At 42.9% G+C, this 24,117-nt stretch carries 20 protein-coding genes; 1 reads left to right on the plus strand and 19 read right to left on the minus strand.

Going from position 1 to position 24,117, the window contains the following annotated elements:
- Positions 1 to 56: 56 nt before the first annotated feature.
- From TPSD3_RS03110 to TPSD3_RS03130, 5 genes are all read right to left on the minus strand, one after another.
- Positions 57 to 401 carry an ArsR/SmtB family transcription factor gene (locus tag TPSD3_RS03110; RefSeq protein WP_176329707.1) on the minus strand — a complete coding sequence of 115 codons (345 nt, stop codon included), beginning with the start codon at positions 399 to 401 and terminating at the stop codon, positions 57 to 59.
- 125 nt (positions 402 to 526) lie between these two features.
- Complete coding sequence (locus TPSD3_RS03115) at positions 527 to 2,356, minus strand: AAA family ATPase (protein WP_086487122.1); 1,830 nt, start codon at positions 2,354 to 2,356, stop codon at positions 527 to 529.
- A gap of 37 nt (positions 2,357 to 2,393) precedes the next feature.
- Positions 2,394 to 4,172, minus strand: coding sequence for an AAA family ATPase (locus TPSD3_RS03120; protein WP_086487123.1), 1,779 nt, complete (start codon positions 4,170 to 4,172; stop codon positions 2,394 to 2,396).
- A 37-nt stretch (positions 4,173 to 4,209) separates the two neighbouring features.
- A complete protein-coding gene (locus tag TPSD3_RS03125; protein ID WP_086487124.1) occupies positions 4,210 to 5,988 on the minus strand; it encodes an AAA family ATPase in 1,779 nt (592 codons plus the stop codon).
- A 37-nt stretch (positions 5,989 to 6,025) separates the two neighbouring features.
- On the minus strand, positions 6,026 to 7,804 hold the full coding sequence (locus TPSD3_RS03130; protein WP_086487125.1) for an AAA family ATPase: 1,779 nt from the start codon (positions 7,802 to 7,804) through the stop codon (positions 6,026 to 6,028).
- A gap of 93 nt (positions 7,805 to 7,897) precedes the next feature.
- Between TPSD3_RS03130 and TPSD3_RS03135 the strand changes: the two genes are divergently transcribed.
- Positions 7,898 to 11,440, plus strand: coding sequence for a CHAT domain-containing protein (locus tag TPSD3_RS03135; RefSeq protein WP_086487126.1), 3,543 nt, complete (start codon positions 7,898 to 7,900; stop codon positions 11,438 to 11,440).
- 394 nt (positions 11,441 to 11,834) lie between these two features.
- On the opposite strand, the gene cybH is transcribed toward TPSD3_RS03135, so the two are convergent.
- From cybH to minE, 14 genes are all read right to left on the minus strand, one after another.
- Positions 11,835 to 12,542 carry a Ni/Fe-hydrogenase, b-type cytochrome subunit gene (gene cybH, locus TPSD3_RS03140; RefSeq protein ID WP_086487127.1) on the minus strand — a complete coding sequence of 236 codons (708 nt, stop codon included), beginning with the start codon at positions 12,540 to 12,542 and terminating at the stop codon, positions 11,835 to 11,837.
- Between the two features lie 9 nt (positions 12,543 to 12,551).
- Entirely contained in the window at positions 12,552 to 14,345 is a 1,794-nt protein-coding gene (locus TPSD3_RS03145; RefSeq protein WP_086487128.1) for a nickel-dependent hydrogenase large subunit, read from the minus strand.
- The gene (locus TPSD3_RS03150) at positions 14,342 to 15,505 is read right to left on the minus strand and encodes a hydrogenase small subunit (protein WP_086487129.1); all 1,164 of its coding nucleotides are present in this window, start codon (positions 15,503 to 15,505) and stop codon (positions 14,342 to 14,344) included. Before TPSD3_RS03150 ends, TPSD3_RS03145 begins: the two co-directional genes overlap by 4 nt.
- A gap of 306 nt (positions 15,506 to 15,811) precedes the next feature.
- Positions 15,812 to 16,579 (minus strand): 4Fe4S-binding leucine-rich repeat protein, encoded by a 768-nt coding sequence (locus TPSD3_RS03155; protein ID WP_086487130.1) that lies wholly within the window; start codon positions 16,577 to 16,579, stop codon positions 15,812 to 15,814.
- A gap of 120 nt (positions 16,580 to 16,699) precedes the next feature.
- On the minus strand, positions 16,700 to 17,218 hold the full coding sequence (locus TPSD3_RS03160; protein ID WP_086487131.1) for a flavodoxin: 519 nt from the start codon (positions 17,216 to 17,218) through the stop codon (positions 16,700 to 16,702).
- Between the two features lie 107 nt (positions 17,219 to 17,325).
- Positions 17,326 to 17,595 carry a hypothetical protein gene (locus tag TPSD3_RS03165; protein WP_086487132.1) on the minus strand — a complete coding sequence of 90 codons (270 nt, stop codon included), beginning with the start codon at positions 17,593 to 17,595 and terminating at the stop codon, positions 17,326 to 17,328.
- Positions 17,592 to 18,311: a nitrogen fixation protein NifX gene (nifX, locus tag TPSD3_RS03170; RefSeq protein WP_086487133.1), complete on the minus strand. Its 720-nt coding sequence runs from the start codon at positions 18,309 to 18,311 to the stop codon at positions 17,592 to 17,594. Before nifX ends, TPSD3_RS03165 begins: the two co-directional genes overlap by 4 nt.
- Positions 18,308 to 18,508, minus strand: coding sequence for a 4Fe-4S dicluster domain-containing protein (locus tag TPSD3_RS03175; protein WP_086487134.1), 201 nt, complete (start codon positions 18,506 to 18,508; stop codon positions 18,308 to 18,310). The genes nifX and TPSD3_RS03175 overlap by 4 nt, the downstream gene beginning before the upstream one ends.
- Before the next feature lie 9 nt (positions 18,509 to 18,517).
- Complete coding sequence (gene nifT / locus TPSD3_RS03180) at positions 18,518 to 18,730, minus strand: putative nitrogen fixation protein NifT (RefSeq protein WP_086487135.1); 213 nt, start codon at positions 18,728 to 18,730, stop codon at positions 18,518 to 18,520.
- 105 nt (positions 18,731 to 18,835) lie between these two features.
- Complete coding sequence (gene nifK, locus TPSD3_RS03185) at positions 18,836 to 20,407, minus strand: nitrogenase molybdenum-iron protein subunit beta (protein WP_086487136.1); 1,572 nt, start codon at positions 20,405 to 20,407, stop codon at positions 18,836 to 18,838.
- A gap of 152 nt (positions 20,408 to 20,559) precedes the next feature.
- A complete protein-coding gene (gene nifD, locus TPSD3_RS03190) occupies positions 20,560 to 22,041 on the minus strand; it encodes a nitrogenase molybdenum-iron protein alpha chain (protein WP_086487137.1) in 1,482 nt (493 codons plus the stop codon).
- Positions 22,042 to 22,147: 106 nt separating this feature from the next.
- Entirely contained in the window at positions 22,148 to 23,014 is an 867-nt protein-coding gene (nifH, locus tag TPSD3_RS03195; protein WP_086487138.1) for a nitrogenase iron protein, read from the minus strand.
- A gap of 242 nt (positions 23,015 to 23,256) precedes the next feature.
- Positions 23,257 to 23,847 (minus strand): DNA-3-methyladenine glycosylase I, encoded by a 591-nt coding sequence (locus TPSD3_RS03200; protein ID WP_086487139.1) that lies wholly within the window; start codon positions 23,845 to 23,847, stop codon positions 23,257 to 23,259.
- Positions 23,844 to 24,116 carry a cell division topological specificity factor MinE gene (gene minE / locus TPSD3_RS03205; RefSeq protein ID WP_086487140.1) on the minus strand — a complete coding sequence of 91 codons (273 nt, stop codon included), beginning with the start codon at positions 24,114 to 24,116 and terminating at the stop codon, positions 23,844 to 23,846. The genes TPSD3_RS03200 and minE overlap by 4 nt, the downstream gene beginning before the upstream one ends.
- Between the last annotated feature and the right edge of the window lies 1 nt (position 24,117).

Genomic DNA, 24,117 nt, shown 5'->3' on the forward strand with positions numbered 1-24,117 from the left:
CGACTACACTAAATGCCGTAACACTTTCGAGTGCTGCGGCATTTGACTGAATGGAATTATTCGCTGTCTGTTGAGGTTTGAGAATTTTCTGACGTATCCAGTAGCGTAAAAACCGCTTCGGTCAAATAATACTTCTTTACGGTAGAATAGAAAATATGTTTTCCTTGCCGTCTGCGTTTGACCAAGCCCGCTTCGTACAACAATTTTAATCGTTGCGAAATCGTCGGCAAATCATCCGAAGTAATGCTGGATAAATCAGTCACACATAATTCTTTCTCCGCTAACATGGCTAAAATAGATAAGCGTTGTGGATCAGCCACGGCGTGCAGTAAACTGGCAACACGTGCTAATTTTTCCTTATCATAAGGAATGGATACAGATACATTGGGCGCGTAAGTCATACAAATTCTCCTTGTAGCAGGATGGATAGAAGAGGTTGACTTTGTTTTCACACGCTTTGTACCAATTGTCATAAAGTGAATAAAATCAGGTTATTATCTTTTTCAGTAAAGCTGATTACTGTCATTTAGGCAACACTTATGTCATTTTTTAAGCATTTATTCTTAATACAAACCTCACTTTCTCTCCGCCACACCACCCGTTCAAACCCAATCGCCACCACCGCCGTGGTTTGCAAGCGCAATATGTCTTCTCCATAACGCTCAAATAAAATGGGTTGATAAGTGGCTAATTGCGCAAATGCCGCAGTCAATGCCGCTTGCACTTGCGGTAATTCTTGCAATTCATTGTCCGATAAACTTTGAACTTCTTTACCGTTTAAATTAACGTCACTTAATTTGACAAATTTAAACTCCATTAAATGATCCAGCATCTCATATTGACGCATATCTGGCCGCGCAATTAAAGTAAAATCGGCATATTGTCGTTTTAATTCAGGTTCTGAATCCACAATATATAAACGATCATCAAACAATAACATCATAAATGCGGTTTTAATCGCAAATTCATTGACCCAACGATAATCCCGATTACTAAAAACATTTAACCGCGCTTGAATAAATTCACATAAGGGTTGTAAATCGCCTGTAATAAAGAATTGTTCTTTGGCTTGACGAAAATCACTTAATTGTACATCGGGCAATAATAATTTGCGCAATTTCTCCACATATAAACTGCGAATCACCAAATTAGGCACGCGCAATTGCAACTTACCCAATGCCACGACTTTATCCTGCGTTAGCACACCGAGATAATAAAGCAGTGAGGCTAATTCTTCTTCTTCCTGCTCATGTTTAATTAAATCCTCAACCCCAAAACGATCATGCAATTGCGGCACAATCACCTGTTGACTGTCATCACAAATTCGCTGGATTAATGCAGAGCCATTCGGCAATTGTGCAATATAATTAATACGGTCTCGATCCATGCCTAAATTATGGTCTAATAAATTATCAGGATAACGGCAATATTGTGCCAAATTTTTCAGAAAATAAAGGGCTAAAGTAGGGTTATAAACGGAGGTGAAATCATGCTGATTAAAACAATAACCATTATAAAATTGCCGCATGGTTTTCATGGCCACATTCGTATCTAACACATCTCCTCGCTGCTGACATTCATTAGCCACTTGATATAAGGCGTGTTGAATTTCAGTTTCAGTAAAACCACACAAATCATTAAATTCTGGATTGCGATAAATATTAGTAGCGACATTATAACCGCTACTAATATCAGCCATAATCACAGGCGAAACCCCTGTAATAAAAACCCGATCTAATCCATTACCGGCCGCCGCGGCTTTTACATTTTTAAATAATGATTTTAAAAGACCTTCGCCATACACTAAATCCGCATAACGATCATTATTGCGGATTTTTGAACTCATGACTTCATTGGCAAAATTGTCATATTCGTCGATAAAGAGATAAAGCTTGTGATTTGATGCTTTGACGGCATTGATGAGTGACCAAAAACTTGCAGCGGCATCATCATAGATTTTGATGGGCTGTTTCAATTGGGCTTGATAGGTGGTCGCAAAATCTTCCATCGCCACGTTTAAATAGCGATATAAAACGTCTTTTAATTCGTTGGTTGACCCCATTGGCAATACCGATGAAAAATCCCACGTCATTACCAAATATTGATTATGTTTCTCAGTGGGATTTTTGCCGATGGCTAAATGCCCAAATAACGTATCAAATTCACTCGCCATTGCCAGATCGTAATAATTCGATAACATATTCAGCAATAAACTTTTACCAAATCGACGCGGACGCAAAAATAATAATTGCTTGCCCGCTTCTTCTAATAACGGAATTCGATCCGTGCGATCCACATAAAAATAGCCTTCTTTAATCAGTGCGTTAAAATCGCTTATGCCGTAGGGAAATTTCATTTTTTAATCTCCAAGTTAAAAAATAATTTACCAATATTTACTTTTTTCGCCACACCACCCGTTCAAATCCAATCGCCACCACTGCTGTGGTTTGCAAGCGCAATATGTCTTCTCCATAACGCTCAAATAAAATCGGTTGATAGGTGGCTAATTGCGTAAATGCTGCCGTAAATGCGGCTTGCACTTGCGGTAATTCTTGCAATTCATTGTCCGATAAACTTTGAACTTCTTTGCCGTTTAAATTAACGTCATTTAATTTGACAAATTTAAACTCCATGACATGATCCAACATCTCATATTGACGCATATCTGGCCGCGCAATTAAAGTAAAATCGGCATATTGTCGTTTTAATTCAGGTTCTGAATCCACAATATATAAACGATCATCAAACAATAACATCATAAATGCGGTTTTAATCGCAAATTCATTGACCCAACGATAATCCCGATTACTAAAAACATTTAACCGCGTTTGAATAAATTCACATAAGGGTTGTAAATCGCCTGTAATAAAGAATTGTTCTTTGGCTTGACGAAAATCACTTAATTGTACATCGGGCAATAATAATTTGCGCAATTTCTCCACATATAAACTGCGAATCACCAAATTAGGCACGCGCAATTGCAACTTACCCAATGCCACGACTTTATCCTGCGTTAGCACACCGAGATAATAAAGCAGTGAGGCTAATTCTTCTTCTTCCTGCTCATGTTTAATTAAATCCTCAACCCCAAAACGATCATGCAATTGCGGCACAATCACCTGTTGACTGTCATCACAAATTCGCTGGATTAATGCAGAGCCATTCGGCAATTGTGCAATATAATTAATACGGTCTCGATCCATGCCTAAATTATGGTCTAATAAATTATCAGGATAACGGCAATATTGTGCCAAATTTTTCAGAAAATAAAGGGCTAAAGTAGGGTTATAAACGGAGGTGAAATCATGCTGATTAAAACAATAACCATTATAAAATTGCCGCATGGTTTTCATGGCCACATTCGTATCTAACACATCTCCTCGCTGCTGACATTCATTAGCCACTTGATATAAGGCGTATTGAATTTCAGTTTCAGTAAAACCACACAAATCATTAAATTCTGGATTGCGATAAATATTAGTAGCGACATTATAACCGCTACTAATATCCGCCATGACCACAGGAGAAACACCTGTAATAAAAACGCGATCTAAGCCCTCTCCTGAAGCGGCCGCTTTGATATTCTTAAATAAAGATTTTAATAATCCTTCACCATAAACTAAATCCGCATAACGATCATTTTTATGCACTTTAGAAGCCATGACTTCATTGGCGAAATTATCGTATTCGTCAATGAAAAGATAAAGCTGATGATTAGACAGATTGACCATATTCACTAATGATCCAAATGTTGCCGCGGCATCATCATTAATATCAATAGGTGCTATTAATTGGGATTGATAGCGCAATGCAAAGGCTTTCATGGTGACATTTAAATAACCATAAAGGGCTTGATATAATTCACGAGTCGATCCCATAGGCAATACACGCGAAAAATCCCAGGTCATTACCAAATATTGATTATGTTTCTCAGTGGGATTTTTGCCGATGGCTAAATGCCCAAATAACGTATCAAATTCACTCGCCATTGCCAGATCGTAATAATTCGATAACATATTGAGCAATAAACTTTTACCAAATCGACGCGGACGCAAAAATAATAATTGTTCTCCCGCTTCTTCTAATAACGGAATTTGATCCGTGCGATCCACATAAAAATAGCCTTCTTTAATTAATTTATTAAAATTGCTTATGCCGTAGGGGAATTTCATTTTTTAATCTCCAAGTTAAAAAATAATTTACCAATATTTACTTTTTTCGCCACACCACCCGCTCAAACCCAATCGCCACCACCGCCGTGGTTTGCAAGCGCAATATGTCTTCTCCATAACGCTCAAATAAAATGGGTTGATAAGTGGCTAATTGCGCAAATGCCGCGGTAAATGCCGCTTGCACTTGCGGTAATTCTTGCAATTCATTGTCCGATAAACTTTGAACTTCTTTGCCGTTTAAATTAACGTCATTTAATTTGACAAATTTAAACTCCATGACATGATCCAACATCTCATATTGACGCATATCTGGCCGCGCAATTAAGGTAAAATCAGCATATTGTCGTTTTAATTCAGGTTCTGAATCCACAATATATAAACGATCATCAAACAATAACATCATAAATGCGGTTTTAATCGCAAATTCATTCACCCAACGATAATCCCGATTACTAAAAACATTTAACCGCGCTTGAATAAATTCACATAAGGGTTGTAAATCGCCTGTTTTAAAAAAATTATTTTTCGCTTGACGATAATCATCTGATTGCACATCAGGCAATAATAATTTACGCAATTTCTCCACATATAAACTGCGAATCACCAAATTAGGCACACGCAATTGCAATTCGCCTAAATCCACAACTTTATCTTGCGTCAATACGCCCAAATAATAAAGTAAAGAAGCCAATTCGCTTTGAGTTTGCTCTTGTTCAAGCATATCTTTGACCCCAAAACGATCATGCAATTGCGGCACAATCACCTGTTGACTGTCATCACAAATTCGCTGGATTAATGCAGCTCCATTCGGCAATTGCACAATATAATTAATACGGTCTCGATCCATGCCTAAATTATGGTCTAATAAATTATCAGGATAACGACATTCTTCCTGAAGACTTTTCAAAAAATAAAGGGCTAAAGTAGGATTATAAACGGAGGTAAAATCATGCTGATTAAAACAATAACCATTATAAAATTGCCGCATGGTTTTCATGGCCATATTTGTATCTAAGACATCTCCTCGCTGCTGACATTCATTAGCCACTTGATGTAATGCGTGTTTAATTTCAGTTTCAGTAAAACCACACAAATCATTAAAACGAGGAGAACGATAAATGTTAGTGGCCACATTATAACCACTGCTAATATCCGCCATCACCACAGGAGAAACACCTGTAATAAAAACGCGATCTAAGCCCTCTCCTGAAGCGGCCGCTTTGACATTTTTAAATAAAGATTTTAATAATCCTTCGCCATACACTAAATCCGCATAACGATCATTTTTATGCACTTTAGAAGCCATGACTTCATTGGCGAAATTATCGTATTCGTCAATGAAAAGATAAAGCTGATGATTAGACAGATTGACCATATTCACTAATGATCCAAATGTTGCCGCAGCATCATCATTAATATCAATAGGTGCTATTAATTGGGATTGATAGCGCAATGCAAAGGCTTTCATGGTGACATTTAAATAACCATAAAGGGCTTGATACAATTCACGAGTCGATCCCATAGGCAATACCCGCGAAAAATCCCAAGTCATTACCAAATATTGATTATGTTTCTCAGTTGGATTTTTGCCGATGGCTAAATGCCCAAATAACGTATCAAATTCACTGGCCATTGCCAGATCGTAATAATTCGATAACATATTCAGCAATAAACTTTTACCAAATCGACGCGGACGCAAAAATAATAATTGCTTTCCCGCTTCTTCTAATAACGGAATTCGATCCGTGCGATCCACATAAAAATAGCCTTCTTTAATTAATTTATTAAAATTGCTTATGCCGTAGGGGAATTTCATTTTTTAATCTCCAAGTTAAAAAATAATTTACCAATATTTACTTTTTTCGCCACACCACCCGTTCAAATCCAATCGCCACCACCGCCGTGGTTTGCAAGCGCAATATGTCTTCTCCATAACGCTCAAATAAAATGGGTTGATAAGTGGCTAATTGCGCAAATGCCGCGGTAAATGCCGCTTGCACTTGCGGTAATTCTTGCAATTCATTGTCCGATAAACTTTGAACTTCTTTGCCGTTTAAATTAACGTCATTTAATTTGACAAATTTAAACTCCATGACATGATCCAGCATCTCATATTGACGCATATCTGGCCGCGCAATTAAAGTAAAATCGGCATATTGTCGTTTTAATTCAGGTTCTGAATCCACAATATATAAGCGATCATCAAACAATAACATCATAAATGCGGTTTTAATCGCAAATTCATTCACCCAACGATAATCCCGATTACTAAAAACATTTAACCGCGCTTGAATAAACTCACATAAGGGTTGTAAATCGCCTGTTTTAAAAAAATTATTTTTCGCTTGACGATAATCATCTGATTGCACATCAGGCAATAATAATTTACGCAATTTCTCCACATATAAACTGCGAATCACCAAATTAGGCACGCGCAATTGCAATTCGCCTAAATCCACGACTTTATCTTGCGTCAATACGCCCAAATAATAAAGTAAAGAAGCCAATTCGCTTTGAGTTTGCTCTTGTTCAAGCATATCTTTGACCCCAAAACGATCATGCAATTGCGGCACAATCACCTGTTGACTGTCATCACAAATTCGCTGGATTAATGCAGCTCCATTCGGCAATTGCACAATATAATTAATACGGTCTCGATCCATGCCTAAATTATGGTCTAATAAATTATCAGGATAACGGCATTCTTCCTGAAGACTTTTCAAAAAATAAAGGGCTAAAGTAGGATTATAAACGGAGGTAAAATCATGCTGATTAAAACAATAACCATTATAAAATTGCCGCATGGTTTTCATGGCCATATTTGTATCTAAGACATCTCCTCGCTGCTGACATTCATTAGCCACTTGATATAATGCGTGTTTAATTTCAGTTTCAGTAAAACCACACAAATCATTAAAACGAGGAGAACGATAAATATTAGTGGCCACATTATAACCGCTACTAATATCAGCCATAATCACAGGCGAAACCCCTGTAATAAAAACCCGATCTAATCCATTACCGGCCGCCGCGGCTTTTACATTTTTAAATAATGATTTTAAAAGACCTTCGCCATACACTAAATCCGCATAACGATCATTATTGCGGATTTTTGAACTCATGACTTCATTGGCAAAATTGTCATATTCGTCGATAAAGAGATAAAGCTTGTGATTTGATGCTTTGACGGCATTGATGAGTGACCAAAAACTTGCAGCGGCATCATCATACATTTTGATGGGCTGTTTCAATTGGGCTTGATAGGTGGTCGCAAAATCTTCCATCGCCACGTTTAAATAGCGATATAAAACATCTTTTAATTCATTGGTTGACCCCATTGGCAATACCGAGGAAAAATCCCAAGTCATTACCAAATATTGATTATGTTTCTCAGTTGGATTTTTGCCGATGGCTAAATGCCCAAATAACGTATCAAATTCACTGGCCATTGCCAGATCGTAATAATTCGATAACATATTCAGCAATAAACTTTTACCAAATCGACGCGGACGCAAAAATAATAATTGCTTTCCCGCTTCTTCTAATAACGGAATTCGATCCGTGCGATCCACATAAAAATAGCCTTCTTTAATCAGTGCGTTAAAATCGCTTATGCCGTAGGGAAATTTCATTTTTTTGCACTCTCGTTTGGAAAGGTTTGGGTTTTATTCAGTATATAACAGAGTTATACTAAGACATCAATCTTAATACTGGAAAAAACCAGCATGTCCACCAGCACTTTTTTTCTGAAAAATAACCGACTCACGCTCACTCATGGCGAGATTCGGGAGTCGTTTGATGTTGATAATGTTCAAGTTTTACAAGAATGCAGTACGGAATATTTGGCTTTGGTCGAAGACCGTAAGCAGGATAATCGAGCGGGTTTGTTGGTGATTGGCGAAAAATTAGCCCAGTGGCTGAATAAAACCAGTTGGGTAGAACGATTACGCGATGAAGTTAGAGATCAAGTGTGGGATGCGGTCTTTCAAGTGCCTGCACGTCCAAATGACCATGAAATTGTTTTTTTAAACGCCCCTTGGGAATTGTTGGCTTGGAAAGGAAAGCATTTGGCATTAGATGATTTTACTTGGTTTAATGCCATGCGACGAATTGGAGAAATAAAAGAAAATTTAACCCCCTCACTTTATCGCTTAAATTTAATGTTTATGGCCGCCGCGCCTGAACAAAGTAACCCACTTTCTTATGAGGCTGAAGAATGGGCAATTTTAAATGCCACATCACAGCGCGATATGGATTTGATGGTGGAAGAAACAGGCATGTTGAGCGAATTGGCCAGCGAAGTGGCACGCTATCAGCCTGATGTGGTGCATGTTTCTTGTCATGGTGGATTTGATAAACAAGACAATCCCATTTTGTCCTTAGAAAATGAGGAAGGATATGAACACTCTATTAGTTTCCGCGATTGGCGCACGCAAGCCAGTTTATCTAATGTAGAAAAAGGCATTAAATTGGCTTTTATTTCGGCTTGCCATACGGCAAATCTTTCGCCTAAATTAACCCATAGTTTTGCGACGCAATTAATTCAAATTGGAATGCCTGCGGTTTTGGGTTGGGGAAATAGTGTTGGCGATATTGAAGCAGGTTTTTTTGCAAAGTATTTTTATAAAGATTTAGCCCAAAAACAATCGTTACCTCATGCGCTGGCAAATGCGCGTTATCAATTGTTTATTGAACCACCAGAACAAAAAACCGAAAAACGAGAAAAATATAGCCGCGATTGGCATTTGGCGCGCTTGTTTTTAGGGCAGTATGACATCGGGGCATTGACGGAGAGTGATAGGGCAAAACGTCCTTTACCCGCTGATTTTGGGGAAAAAGCATTTTTGGATACGAAAAAGCAAGTTCCCGTCGCAGGGCGTTCGCAATTTGTCGGACGGCGGCGGGCGTTGCAAGCGATTATTCGGGAGTTTCGTAATCCACAACAGGCAGGCGTATTGATTCACGGCATGGGACGGCAGGGAAAATCGAGCTTGGCCGCACGGATTGCACGGCGATTGTTAGGGCATAAAACCCTTGTGGTGTATGGACATTATGAGGCGGTGGATATTTTGCGGGCGTTTAGAGACGTGGGAAGTGATGGCGCGGATCGTATTATTGAAGAATATACGCCTATTGTCGCTAAAGAACCGCCTAAATTAGCGCAGGCTTTAAGAAAATTGTTGTGTGAACAGGAAAAGCCTTTTTTGTTGGTGATTGATGATTTTGAACAGATTTTAGTCGAACCACGGGAAAAAGATGGTTTTTATACGGTACGCGCTGAGGAACAGCAGGCAATACGCGCATTGTTGCAGGCTTTTCATCAGCATCGCGGCGAAACCGCATCACGATTGATGATCACCAGTCGTTATCGTTTTGAATTATTTGATGAATGTGGCAAAAATTTGGCTGAAACGTTATTGCATTGGCATTTAGCCCCGATGGATTGGATGGAACGGCGTAAACAATTGGATTTACAACAACGTACCTTGTCCGCGCCTCAAGTAAAAGCCTTTTACGACAATGATGAATTGTATGCGTTACAAGATCGGTGTTTGGAATCGGCTAATGGTAATCCAGGATTGCAATTTCAGTTATACACTTTATTGCTTCATGATAAAACTTTGGCCGCACAAACTTTAGATGAAGTGGATAAGTGGTTAGTCGGGGATCAAGCAACAGTTCCTGATGAAAAAACCCGTGATTTATTGGAAGGTTTGGTGTTGGATAAGTTGCATGGTTTGTTGTCTGCTTCTTCGCAGCAATTATTGCAATGGTCGCAAGATTTTGTCATGCCGTTGCCGCTTGAGGCGTTAAAAGGCGTGTCGGGGGAAAATGCGGTGCAAGGTTTATTGACGTTGGGCTTGTGGGACGGGTGGCGTGATGAGGAAACTAAGCAGCCCGCAGCCCTGTTAAATCAATTAGCCAAACGCTTGTGTCAAGATTTAAATGACGAGCAAAAACAAGAAATTGCGCAACAATTACTTAACCCATTATGGACAGTGTGGCAACCCGTTCAACGTTCATATCAAGCCGATTATCAATTAACCCGCTTGGCGGTGCGGGTGGGTGATGCTGCTGTGTTGCAACACGTTGCTGGTAACGGGGTGCGTTGGGTATCAGATTTAACGTGGAAACATGTTGATTTTAGAGAAGGAAAAGAATTAGGACTGAAAAGTATTGTCTGTCTGGAAAATAAAAATATTACACCAGATAATCGTTTATTACGTTACACGGCAGAGAGTTGCCACCGCACGGGCGAAGTCGATAAAGCCTTGCAATTGCATCAACGGCGTTTGGAGATTTTGCCCAAAGACAAAGAATGGGAACGGGCTGTTGCGGCTGGGGGTATCGCCGACATCTTAGAAGCGCGTGGACAACTCGATGAGGCTTTGCGCATTCGTCAAGAAGAACAATTGCCCGTCTATGAACGCCTTGGCGATGTGCGCGAAAAAGCGATGACCATGGGTAAAATCGCCGACATCTTAGAAGCGCGTGGACAACTTGATGAGGCTTTGCGTATTCGTCAAAAAGAAGAATTGCCCGTTTATGAACGTCTTGGTGACGTACATTCAGGAACTGTGATCATGAGTAAAATCGCAGACACCTTACAAAAGCATGGACAACTTGACGATGTTTTACGTATTCATCAAGAAGAGATTTTGCCTGTATTTAAACGCCTTGGTGACGTACATTCAGAAGCTGTGACCAAGGGTAAAATCGCCGACATCTTACAAGTGCGTGGAAAATCCGATGAGGCTTTGCGCATTTTTAAAGAAGAAGTTTTACCTGTATTTGAACAGCTTGGTGATGCGCGATCAAAAGCAATGATCATGGGTAAAATTGCCAATATCTTACGAACACGTGGACAACTCAATGAGGCTTTGTGTATCTATCGGGAAAATATACACATTCGTGAACAACTGGGAGATGTTTGCGGAAAAGCGGTGACTCAAAATAATATGGCAGTCTTATTGATGCAATTTAATCCCCCCCGCCGCGCCGAAGCCAATCAACTGCTCTGTGAAGCACTGCACGCCGCACAACAAATGCGTATCCCTGAAGCGGGGCAAATTCGTCAGATTTTGCAACATTTTGAAATGCAGTGCGAGAATGATGAAGGCATCTCTGTGGAGGAAATGCTGCAAGTGGTATTTAGCGAATTGTCTCGCCTGCCTGAAGAACAACGGGCTGATGCGTTTAATGCGTTTTTGTCTCAATTTCCTGATGAAATAAAAGAAGCGATTTTGCAGATGCTCAAGGGGAATTAAAGAAGTAATCTGGACTAAGTACCTAAAGGAAAATAATCTGGCATATCAATATTTCTACCGCCCCCCAGCCCCCTCCTGCTAGGAGGGGGAGTAAGAGGTTGTTTTTATGGTTAAAATTTAACAAGATAACCTCATCTCTTCTTTTCTTCTTTCCCCCCTCCTAGCAGGAGGGAGGTAGGGGGGCGGTAGAAATGTGAAAATTCTGAACGCTTTTAATACCTTAATATTTTTATTTAACGACTTATCTGCATTTCTACCGACCCCTAACTCCCTTCTGCTATACCAAAAAGATAGGATTCATAGAATCCTTATTTTGTCAGAATCAGAATTTACAGACACAAGAATTTTCAAAATTTATTTTGGTATAGGAGGGGGAATAGACGAAAGAAAAAATCTAATCCCGATCATCTTTAAACATACGATGTCCGCTCATCATGGTGCTAATTAAACTTTGTCGAGACATGACATCTTCACGAATCGCGGCGTAAATATGAATCATCATAAAAATCACCATCGCCCACACGCCCAAATGATGCCAGGTATGCACATCTTGACTTTGCCCGAATAAAGGAATAACCCAACCAAATAACTGGTCTTGCCAACTGCCTAAACCTGTCCCTTCACTGTATAAAGCAAAACCCGTTATCATCATAAATGGCGTGCCTAATGCAATAAAGAAAAACATGGCAAATTGCGCTAATGGATTATGACCAATATATTTTTTAGGTTCGGGTTCTAGGAAAAAATACCAGCGCAATTCAAAAAATAATTCACGCCACCATCGCCCATTCCAAAATGGCAAAATAAACAATTGCCGCGCATGACTATTTCCCACAATAGCCCAATAAATTCTCCCTAAAAAACCAATCGCAAAAATATAACCCGCCGCAAAATGCGCAAAGCGAATATAACCCATTAAAAACTGCTCACTCGCCTCGCCCGGCACCGACGGCAACGGATGCGCAATCAAATAGCCCGTGACCGCAAGTACAACAATCGCCAGCGCGTTTACCCAATGCCACAGCCGCAACGGGGCTTCATACACGTAAACCGCTTGAACTTTCTCAAATTTCTGTTTGGAATCAACACTTAAACTCGACATTATTCCTCCTTATAGCACTTTAACCCGTGCCATTTCTTGACCATCGGGCGCGATCACATGCGTAGAACACGCCAAACAGGGATCAAAACTGTGCAAAGTGCGCAAAATTTCCAACGGCTGATCGGCCACCGCCACTGGTGTATTCAATAAAGCCGCTTCATACGCCCCAATTTGTCCCGTCGGATCACGCGGTGACGCATTCCATGTGGTGGGAACAACCGCTTGATAATTATCGATTTTCCCCTCTTTAATCACCACCCAATGTCCCAACGCACCGCGAGGAGCTTCCCCAATGCCCACGCCTTTGACTTCGCCCCACATTTTCGGGTCCCAGCGGGTCATGTTTGCTGTCGCAGTATCACCTGCTTTAATATTCGCAATCAATTGATTATACGAGCGTTTCATCTGATGCGCTGACCAAGAAGCCTCTAAACCCCGCGCCGCAGTACGCCCTAAAGTCGAAAACAACGCAGAAATCGGTAAACCACCCAAATCAGACAACAATTTATCCACTGGCTCTTTAAATTCAGGCATATTTTTCGCGTAACCAATAATGTAACGCGCCAAGGGGCCAACTTCCATCGCATGACCGCGCCAACGCGGAGCTTTAATCCAAGAATACTTGGCCGATTCGTCTAAGGCTTCGATATGGGTTTTGTGGCCGACGGTTTTCGCGCCTAAAGTGAATTGTGGCTCAGTGACTCCCTGCCATGGGTGTAATCCCTGCATTTCATCACCGTATTTGTACCAAGAATGTGTGACAAACTCTTGAATTTGCTCAGGATCGCGCACATCCACATCGTGTACCGTTGACAAATCCCCGTTAATAATCGCGCCCGGCGGCATTAACATGCTATTGGCACTGTAATCATTGGCGCGGTCGGGAAATTCACCGTAAGACAATACATTCATGCCCGAAATCCCACCACCATACAACCAGTCTTTGTAAAACGACGCAATCGCTTGTAAATCAGGAACATACACTTGATCAATAAACGCAATCGTTTCATCAATAATACGACTGACCATATTCAAGCGTTCCATATTAATCGCGCCCACCGCGCCCGTATTGCTTACGTTAATGGAACACGGCATTCCCCCCACTAACCAATTCGGATGCGGATTTTTCCCGCCAAAAATCGTGTGAATTTTAACAATTTCTTTTTGAAAATCTAAGGCTTCCAAATAATGCGCCACGGCCATTAAATTGGCTTCTGGCGGCAATTTGTAAGCGGGATTGCCCCAGTAACCATTCATAAATGGCCCTAATTGTCCCGATTCAACAAAGGCTTTTAGACGATTTTGAATGTCTCGAAAATAGCCCGGAGAAGACAGCGGCCAACTTGAAATACTTTGCGCCAAGTCAGACGTGGCTTTGGGATCGGCTTTTAACGCACTGACCACATCCACCCAATCTAAGGCGTGCAAATGATAAAAATGCACTAAATGGTCATGCGCATACAAACACAATTGCATTAAGTTACGGATAATATTGGCATTACTGGGAATTTCTATCCCGGCGGCATCTTCCACAGCTCGCACAGAAACCAAAGCATGAGTTCCCGTACACACGCCACAAATCCGCTCACAAAACGCCCACGCATCACGCGGATCGCGTCCTTTCAAAATCACTTCCAACCCGCGCCACATCGTGCCAGAAGACACCGCGTTGCGAATGACATTGTTCTCATCCAGATTCACTTCACAACGCAAATGCCCTTCGATACGGGTCACCGGATCGACCACAACCCGCTGACCGCTGTTGTCTAAAGTAAAACCGTTGGGGGTCTGAATTACGCTCATTCTGCATCACTCCGCTGTGTTTCTTTGCTGGGGCTGGTGGATTCGGTCGTTTCTTTTGTATTCGATGATTTGCGGGCGCGCATGATCGCGCTGGCGGCGATGTGGGCCACGATACCCGCACCGACGACACCCGCGGCGGCTTTACCCACCGCATCGGCATTGGCTTCGACTCCGAATAAATTAACCCCCGTCGGCGCATCGCCCATGTAATGGCTAACATCGGTAATTCTGTCGTAAAACGATCCCTTGTCCCAAAAACCATCCTCAGAACAACCAATACACCCATGACCCGATCCAATCGGGAAAGATACGCCTTCATTCCAACGTACCGTAGAACATGCGTTGTACGTTGTTGGCCCTTTACAGCCCACTTTGTATAAGCAATAACCTTTGCGGGCGTTGTCATCGTCCCACGTTTCTACGAATTGTCCCGCGTCGAAATGCGGACGACGGTAGCATTTATCATGGATGCGTTGTCCGTAAAACATTTTCGGCCGCCCTTGACGATCCAATTCAGGAAAACGATCAAAGGTCAACATATACGTGATAACGCCCGTCATGACTTCTGCAATCGGCGGACAACCCGGAATTTTAATAATCGGTTTATCAAAAATCACTTTATGTACGGGGGTGGCGCGAGTGGGATTGGGACTGGCCGCTTGTACACATCCCCAAGACGCACACGATCCCCACGCAATAATTGCTTTTGCATGAGCCGCCGCGTGTTTCAATTGTTCCACAAAAGGCTTGCCCGCGACAATACAATACATGCCATCTTCGTCTAACGGTGGATTACCTTCGACGGCTAAAATGTAATTTCCTTTGTATTTTTCAATGGTTTCTTCTAAACAGGCTTCGGCTTGATGTCCTGCGGCCGCCATTAATACATCATCATAATCCAGCGATAACATCGACAAAACAACATCTTTGGCCAGTGGATGCGCCGAGCGAATAAACGATTCTGAACAGCAGGTGCATTCTAAACCGTGTAACCAAATAACAGGAGTACGTGGTTTGGTTTCCATTGCATGGGCAATTTTCCCTGCAAATTCAGGTGCTAATCCCAATGCGGCCGCAGTTAGACTACAAAACTTTAAAAAACTACGGCGCGTAATCCCCTGTCGCCGCATGATGCTGTAATAGGTTTCGGTGGTGGACATGATGACCTCTTAGGTGGCTTGTGTATTTCATCGAAAGGCTTAGGATAAGGTAAGCGTGCAGTGTAGGCGATTATTTTAAGGAAAAAATTAAAAAATGTTAATCGCTTCGTCTTTCAACAAAGAAAAAATATATTTAATACGAGCGTTAATAAATCGTGAGTATATTATAATATGATGATATAATTATTTTTAAGCTAACTATTTGATAATAAAGCATAATAGTTGCCTATCTCTCAGAATATCAGCAAAAGCATATCGCGTTATTTTTGACGAAAAAAGAAGGTTAATTGCACTCTTTTAGCGCACTTAGTTTTTTTTAATGACAACGTCCTCATTGGCTTCTAATCGCGCTTGTGCGACGGCGACAACATCAGGTTCTTCATCGCGTAACAGCGGGGGCAAAGCCGACAACGGCACACGACGCGCCGCATAAAAACGCACCACCCAATCCTCATCGTTCAACATCATCACGGCCGATTCGGGATCAATCCGTTCAGCCACAATACGACGCACTTCAGGTTCGGGATCATCGGCCATCAATCCTAAAGTCACTTCGGGTAGACGCTCGGCCACCGTTTGTCGCACTAAACGATCTTTATCGTAGATCATCCGAAATAACCGACCTTTGGGTAAACGGCGCGCCACATAATTTCTCACCATGTAATCGCTGTCGGTGGCCATTTTTTCCAACTGTTCTGGCGGTAAACGATCCGCAACAGTAATGCGAACTTCTCGATCTTCGTCATTCAACAATTGTAATAAACCTTCTAACGGCACTCGCGCTGCCACTGCACGTCGTACTGTTTCATCAGGATCGTCTAACAACTCAAATAACAAGTGTTGCGGCAGATAACGTGCGGTAATCGCCCGCATTTCCCAAAAAGGATCGTGGCGATAAAAAGGAGCTAAATCAGGGTTATAACGAAAAAAGCGGTCAATTTGCCGTCCACTTTGCACCCGCACACAGCGATCACCCGGTTGACAACGGGCTTGATCTAAACGGTCACGGTGTGGGCAGGGACGACAATCAGCCATCGGGGTTTGATCGGAGAGGGATAAAGCAGACTCTGTCATGGGTAGGCATCTTTTTTTAAGAAAAACCAGCGCGTGCCAGCACGGTAGGGGAATGGATCAGCGAAATGAGGCAGGTTTGGAGACAATAAAAAATTTTCCCCAAACCCACCGCGCCATCAATTATAAACCTAAATCACCACTGACTTGCGATAACCAGGTTTTAACCCGCTCATCTGTCATATCAGATTGGTTGTCGTTATCGATAGCCAAGCAAATAAATTCATCGCCATCAACCGCTTTGGACGCGCTAAAGTCATAACCCTCAGTCGGCCAACGACCGACCAATGTTGCGCCCATCTTGCTGAATTTCTTATGCACAATCGCCATACCGTCTAAGAACTCGTGACCATAACCCGCTTGATCGCCCAGACCGTACAACGCAATAGTTTTACCGCTTAAATCAGCCCCTTGATTTTCCAATGCGCTGAGAAAATCCCGCACACTGTTTTCTAACTCGCCATCGCCCAAAGTCGGCATTCCAAAAATAATCTTATCGAATTTCAAGAATTCTTCTAATGCGCTTTCTTTCGTCACATTAAACAACTCGATAGCATCGTCTGCGAATTGTTTTTTCATCAATTTAGCCACTTTACGGGTATTGCCTGTGTCCGTGCCGAAAAATAAACCGACTTGTGCCATGGATTATCTCCTTTATTTCGCTTGATTAAATGTGATGGTTAAAATAAAACAATGAACTCTAAATTGAGCGAGTTATTTTTGGGCTAATAAGAAAGTGTTATTTATAACTACTCCTCATCAACCACTTCCGCCAACACCACGCCAGATGCAATCTCATGATCCCGTGTCAAAGTGACACAATGATCGCGGGTATCCACTAAATAAACATTAAAACCCGACCGCGTCAACACCGGCGAAGCCGAATGAATATCATCATCCATACAATACGTAAACATCACGCCCGCATGTTGAGTGCGTAATTGCTGCAATGTCGCCTCAGACAAACCATGCTGCTCCACATAATCCGCCACCGCATCCAACATTGAATTGGCGATCATGCTTGATCCTCTTCTACGGCATCCACACTAAAACGACGACGTTCTTCTGGCGACGCGCCCATCACTTTAGCCAACCACGGTGGAGGCGATCCCGCTAAGACCGTTTTTAATTGACTTAACAAATCAGCAATTGCGCCACCTTGGGGTACTTTAATGGGATGAATACCCATTTTAACCACTTTCGCCGCCGCAGGCCCGCCAATCGACCCCACATATAACACATTGCAATCGTTGATTAATTCACTACGAAACGCATTTTTATCTTCAGCTTCGGCATCGCCTGCCGTAGAACGAATGGCGATCAAACGCGCTTCTTGACTCGACACCTGATACACCAAAAACCGCGCACAAGAACCAAAATGACCATCCAACTGCTCTTCTGTATTCGATGCACACGCCACCCGAATCGACGCAGGCATGTCCCCTTCGACATAAGACACCACAGAAGGTAAACCATCTGCCTCATCAGACAAACCGTCTTTTAACTGATGTAAAGCGGCTTTTAAGGCTTCGGCGGGTAATTGACTCAATGCGCCATCAGAAGCCGTTTTCAACGCTTTAACCGTCAATTTCACCAATTTTTGTTCTGTTAAAGGATGGCCGACACAATCAAGCAACACATCGATCAAACGGCGTGGCGGCGTATCAGGTAATTCCCGCGCAGCCAGACCAATACGCAAAGCCAATTCACGAGAAATAGGCGCAGTTTGAGTCATAAAATCGCTCCTACAATGCAGTCATCGACAGGACAAACCGACACACAAAGCGGTTCATCAGCATGACCGTTGCACTCATTACAACGATCCGTCGCAATGTCAACAACTAAACGATGGATAAAAATGGCCTTCTCCGGACACACCGGCACACAATCGCCACAGGCGGTACATAAATCCACTTCAATACGCAACGCCATTATGGACAATTATAACCGTTTCACACGGAGAGTAATGGGTAATTTAGGCGCAACATCCAATGGCTCTAAATAATATTTAGAACCATCTGACAATTCAATCTCTCCGCCCCATTTATCCTCGGCTTCAAATTCAATATGAGTAATGGTTTCTTCTAAATCTTTTTTAGCCACATAAAAACTGAGTTGGCCATTATCATTACGTCGGAGCATTACGCTGGGCATGGGAAATTCCTTAAAATTAAGCAGAAACTAAAAAAGGGAGCAGGGTGTTTTTAGACAACCCAGCCCCCTTTCATAACGACATACCGCGTACAGTATGATGACGATTTAGCGGACTAAGTCGTAGTTAAAGTCCGTCGTTCCCATGCCGCGAGTTTCTTCGTCTAAGCGCGCCAGAATCTCGTTGACAATCGTGGTCAATATATACATTGCACCTTCATAACCCATAGTAGTCATACGGTGTAAATGATGACGGTCGAAAATGGGGAAACCAATGCGAATCAAAGGCACTTCAAATTCTTTACCTTTGTGTAAGGTATCGCGTTGGATAAACTTACCATAAGAATTACCAATCATGAAATCGGGCTTATTGGTGAACACCAGCGAGCGCATGTGCCACAAATCTTTACCGATATACACTTCACAACTGCTGCCTACGGGAGTTTCGTCGAGAATCTTACGCATGGATTTGGCCCAACGTTTGTTGGCGTTGTTGCACAGAATATGAATCGGTTCTGCGCCCATTTCCAACAAGAACTTAGCCAAGCCCATCACGAAATCAGGATCACCCCACAACGCGAACTTCTTACCATGCAACCAGGTGTGCGAGTCAGTCATCATGTCAACCAAACGTCCGCGTTCTTTTTCCAAAGAAGCAGGAATTGGCTTACCGGTCAACTCAGAGACTTTCATCAAAAATTCATCCGTCCACTCCAATCCCATGGGGATATTGATGTCGCTAACGGGGTGTTTCCACGTATTTTTGATGTATTTTTCGCTTTTCTCCAAATGCCAAGGTTGCAATAACAGCGTATCAATGGCGTTAGGTGCGTCTTTTATCTCGGCTAAAGTCGTACCGCCTGCATACATACGGAACTCACCATCAGCCGGAGTATCCAATACTTCCGTCGGATCACACAACATGCTGTGCGCGACACCCATCTCGTCTAACATACGGTGAATCACGCGATAGTTACCCAAATAGGTTTCAAAGCCCGGCACCACGTTGATCTTGCCATTGCTGCCGACGACTTTGTCTTCCATGTAATTGAGCGTGAAATAACGCGCAATCCCTTCAAACATATTGTCCCAACCCGTCGTGTGGCTGCCCACAAAACTAGGAGTGTGCGCAAATGGGGTAGGGAACTCTTGCGCTAAACGACCGTCTTTCTTGGCGTTATTGATGAACGCATTCAAGTCATCACCAATCACCTCTGCCATACAAGTCGTAGAAACCGCGATCATGTCGGGTTTATACAATGCTTTGGCATTTTCCAAGCCGTCAAACATGTTCTTTTGACCACCAAACACCGCCGCGTCTTCCGTCATGGAGTCAGACACACAAGCCACTGGCTCTTTAAAATGACGGTTAAAGTAAGTGCGGAAATAAGCCACACAACCTTGTGAACCATGCACATAAGGCAATGTTTTCTCAAAACCTAACGCACACAACACCGCACCCAAAGGTTGACACGCTTTAGCAGGATTAACGGTTAAGGCTTCGCGTTTGAAATTCAGCTCTTTGTACTCTTCCGTGGTTGTCCATTGAAAGACTTCCTCGATCTTCTCGGCACTGTGGGCTTCTTCAAAGTTGGCTTTTTTGGCTGCCAAAGTTTCTTTATACTCTGGCTCGCGGAACAAAGGGTAACAGGGCTTGATGTTATCAGTCGTTTGAGGCATGATGATTGCTCCTAGCGCACTACTCATCTGTAGATGTCGCTATAAAGACGTTGAATCTGAATGGTTAGGCACGTTGGCGCGTTGACTAACCGTTTTTTGCACAGGCGACAGTGAGGATAATGACACTGTCGCCTGTTTTATTGATTTGACTCTTACGCTTGCGCGCTGAGTCGTTGCTCACTTTCTTCTTTCACTTTCCAAGGTGCTTTCAGTTTAGCCCAGCAAGGATTGTTCAACGTCATGTCCATATCGCGGGCGAAAATGGCAAAACCATCGTAACCGTGATAAGGGCCAGAATAATCCCATGAGTGCATTTGACGGAAAGGAATGCCCATTTTTTGGAAAATGTACTTCTCTTTAATGCCAGAGCCGATCAAATCAGGCTTAATCGCTTTCACGAACTCTTCAAATTCGTAGCCAGTGACATCATCATACAGCAACGTGGCATCGCCCATTTCCTTGATGGTACGGTCATAGTCGTCGTTATGCGCAAATTCATAACCCGCGCCCACCACTTCCATGCCTAAGTCTTCATACGCACCAATAGTATGACGTGGACGCAAACCACCCACATATAACATCACGCGCTTGCCTTCCAAACGAGGACGGTATTTAGCAATAACCCCATCCATCAATGGCTTGTATTTAGCAATAACGCGCTCTGCACCTTGTTTGATCTTGTCATCAAAGAAGCTGGCAATTCTACGCAAAGATTCTTCAATCTTGCTGGGGCCAAAGAAGTTATACTCCATCCAAGGAATCCCATACTTCTCTTCCATGTGACGAGAAATGTAGTTCATTGAACGATAGCAATGCAACAGATTCAATTTGACTTTAGGAGTCAATTCCATTTCAGAAATGGTACCATCACCAGACCATTGCGCGACTACACGCAAGCCCATTTCTTCCAACAACGTCCGAGAAGCCCATGCGTCCCCACCGATATTGTAGTCACCGATAATGGCGACATCATAGGGGGTGCTTTGGAAACTGTGATCATCATCCCGTGCGCCCAAAGTCCAATCACGAATCGCGTCGTTGGCAATGTGGTGTCCTAAAGACTGAGACACACCACGGAATCCCTCACAACGCACCGGCACAATAGGCTTGTTGATCACTTTGGCTTTCTTTTTAGAGACCGCTTCAATGTCATCACCAATCAAACCAATCGGACACTCAGACTGCACAGAAATCCCTTTGTTTAAGGGAAATAACATTTCAATTTCGTCTAAAAGCTTATCCAGCTTTTTGTCGCCGCCGAAAACGATGTCTTTTTCTTGGAAATCAGAGGTAAAGTTCATCGTACCGAAAGTATTAACGCCCGTCGTGCCTACGTAGTAGTTACGACGACCCGCACGAGAATATTGTCCACAACCCACGGGGCCATGAGAAATGTGGATCATGTCTTTGATCGGGCCCCAGACCACGCCTTTAGAACCCGCATAGGCACATCCGCGAATGGTCATGACACCGGGTAATGATTTTTTGTTGGACGTGATGCACTTATTGGATTTTTCCAATGAAGTATCATTGGCGGCCAAGTGCTTGTTGCGGTCTTTTTTGGCCTTCTCAGGGTAAACTTCTAACACCTCTTGAATGAGGGCTTCAGTTGCTTCGCGTGTCATTTCTGCCATGACTGTCTCCTGTACTTGTCGCCACTAATCTGTGGACTCACTCGCTAAAGGGGGAATTTTGACGGGCTTCCCCATCAGAAAATGATGGGGAGGGCGGGCGTGACGTTTACGCTTCTTCGGCTTTTTTACCGATGATGCTTTCGTCTTCTTGATCCATAATACCGAATTCCATTAACACTTCTTCCAATTCATCCATCGTTAATGGAGTAGGAATGACTAAGCGTTTGTTCTCAATCACTTTTTGCGCTAAAGCACGATATTCATCGGCTTGTTTCGCTTTGGGATTGTACTCAATAACAGTCATACGACGGATTTCAGCGTGCTGTACGGCGTTATCACGAGGAACGAAGTGAATCATGTGGGTATTCATGCGAGCGGCTAAGGCTTCGATCAGTTCGTCTTCGCGGTCGGTGTTACGGCTGTTACAAATCAAACCGGCTAAACGCACACCACCGGAATTGGCATATTTCACAATTCCTTTAGCGATGTTATTGGCAGCGTACATGGCCATCATTTCGCCAGAAACTACGATATAAATTTCTTGGGCTTTATTTTCACGAATGGGCATGGCGAAACCACCACAAACTACGTCGCCCAACACGTCATAAAACACAAAGTCTAATTCGTCGTCGTAAGCACCTTCTTCTTCTAAGAAGTTGATGGCAGTGATTACACCACGACCTGCACAGCCTACACCGGGTTCAGGGCCACCTGACTCAACGCAACGCACGTCGCCGTAGCCAACTTGCATGACATCTTCGAGTTCTAAATCTTCAACGGTACCCGCTTCGGCAGCCAAGTGCATAACCGTATTTTGCGCTTTGGAGTGCAGAATCAGACGGGTGGAGTCCGCTTTCGGGTCACAGCCGACGATCATGACTTTTTTACCCGCTTCTGCTAATGCAGCGACCAGATTTTGTGTTGTGGTCGATTTGCCGATACCACCTTTACCGTAAATTGCACATTGACGCATATCAGTTCTCCTTAGAAGTGTGAGAATAGGACTTAACTTGTCGCACGCTATTTATATCAAACAGCGTGCCAAGTTTATTTTTACGGATAACAATATGATTTTAAAGGAGAAAATAAGCGTGTAAGGGTTATTTTTCGTGGTAGGATATGCGACAAAGTCAGGGAGGCTTTGTTTGTTTTGTGCGATTGGTTACAACAAAACAAGAGGGTTTTTGTAAGGATTGGGGGGAATTGACGTTACGATTAGGCTTGGGAAGGGGGTCTTTTATCGCAGGATAACTCCCGAAAACGAAAACAATCCACCGTGTGATCATTCACCATGCCCACCGCCTGCATATAGGCATAACAAATGCGCGGGCCGACAAATTTAAATCCACGTCGGCTTAAATCTCGACTAAATGCCGTTGCCTCCGCACTGACTGCGGGAACATCAGCGACAGACTGGCGAGTGGGTTGTTGCGGTTTACCCCCCACAAACGGCCATAAATACGCATCAAAACTGCCGTATTCTTCTTGAATCCGCAAAAAAGCCGCCGCATTCGTGAAAATAGATTGCAACTTTAACCGATGCCGAATTAAACCGGCGTGATTTACCAAATTCAACTGCGCCGCCACCGGCCAAGTCACCAAACGCGCCGGTTCAAAATTATCCAATGCAGCGCGATAATTTTCGCGGCGCGCCAACACAGTACGCCAACTTAATCCCGCCTGCGCTCCTTCTAAAATGAGAAATTCAAACAAAGCACGATCCTCATGCAACGGCACTCCCCATTCCGTATCATGATAAACGCGCTCTAATTCGCTGGCTTCAGCCCACGCACAACGGCAAATCATTTGGGTTGTCGATCCTCCATTTCGGGCAGAGCAATATTCAGTTCTAATACTTCATAATGCCCATCTTTTTCTACACTAATTTTAATTTGATCATCCTCAATCTGCACATATTTGCGCACTACCGCCAATAATTCTTGTTGCAATTTGGGCAAAAATTCCAAATTAGAATGGCGCAATCCCCGCTCATGCGCCACGATAATTTGCAATCGTTCTTTGGCGACGGTTGCTGATTTTTTCTTGGATGCGCGGAAATAATCGAAAAAACTCATA

The organism is Thioflexithrix psekupsensis, from assembly GCF_002149925.1.
Lineage (GTDB): Bacteria > Pseudomonadota > Gammaproteobacteria > Beggiatoales > Beggiatoaceae > Thioflexithrix > Thioflexithrix psekupsensis.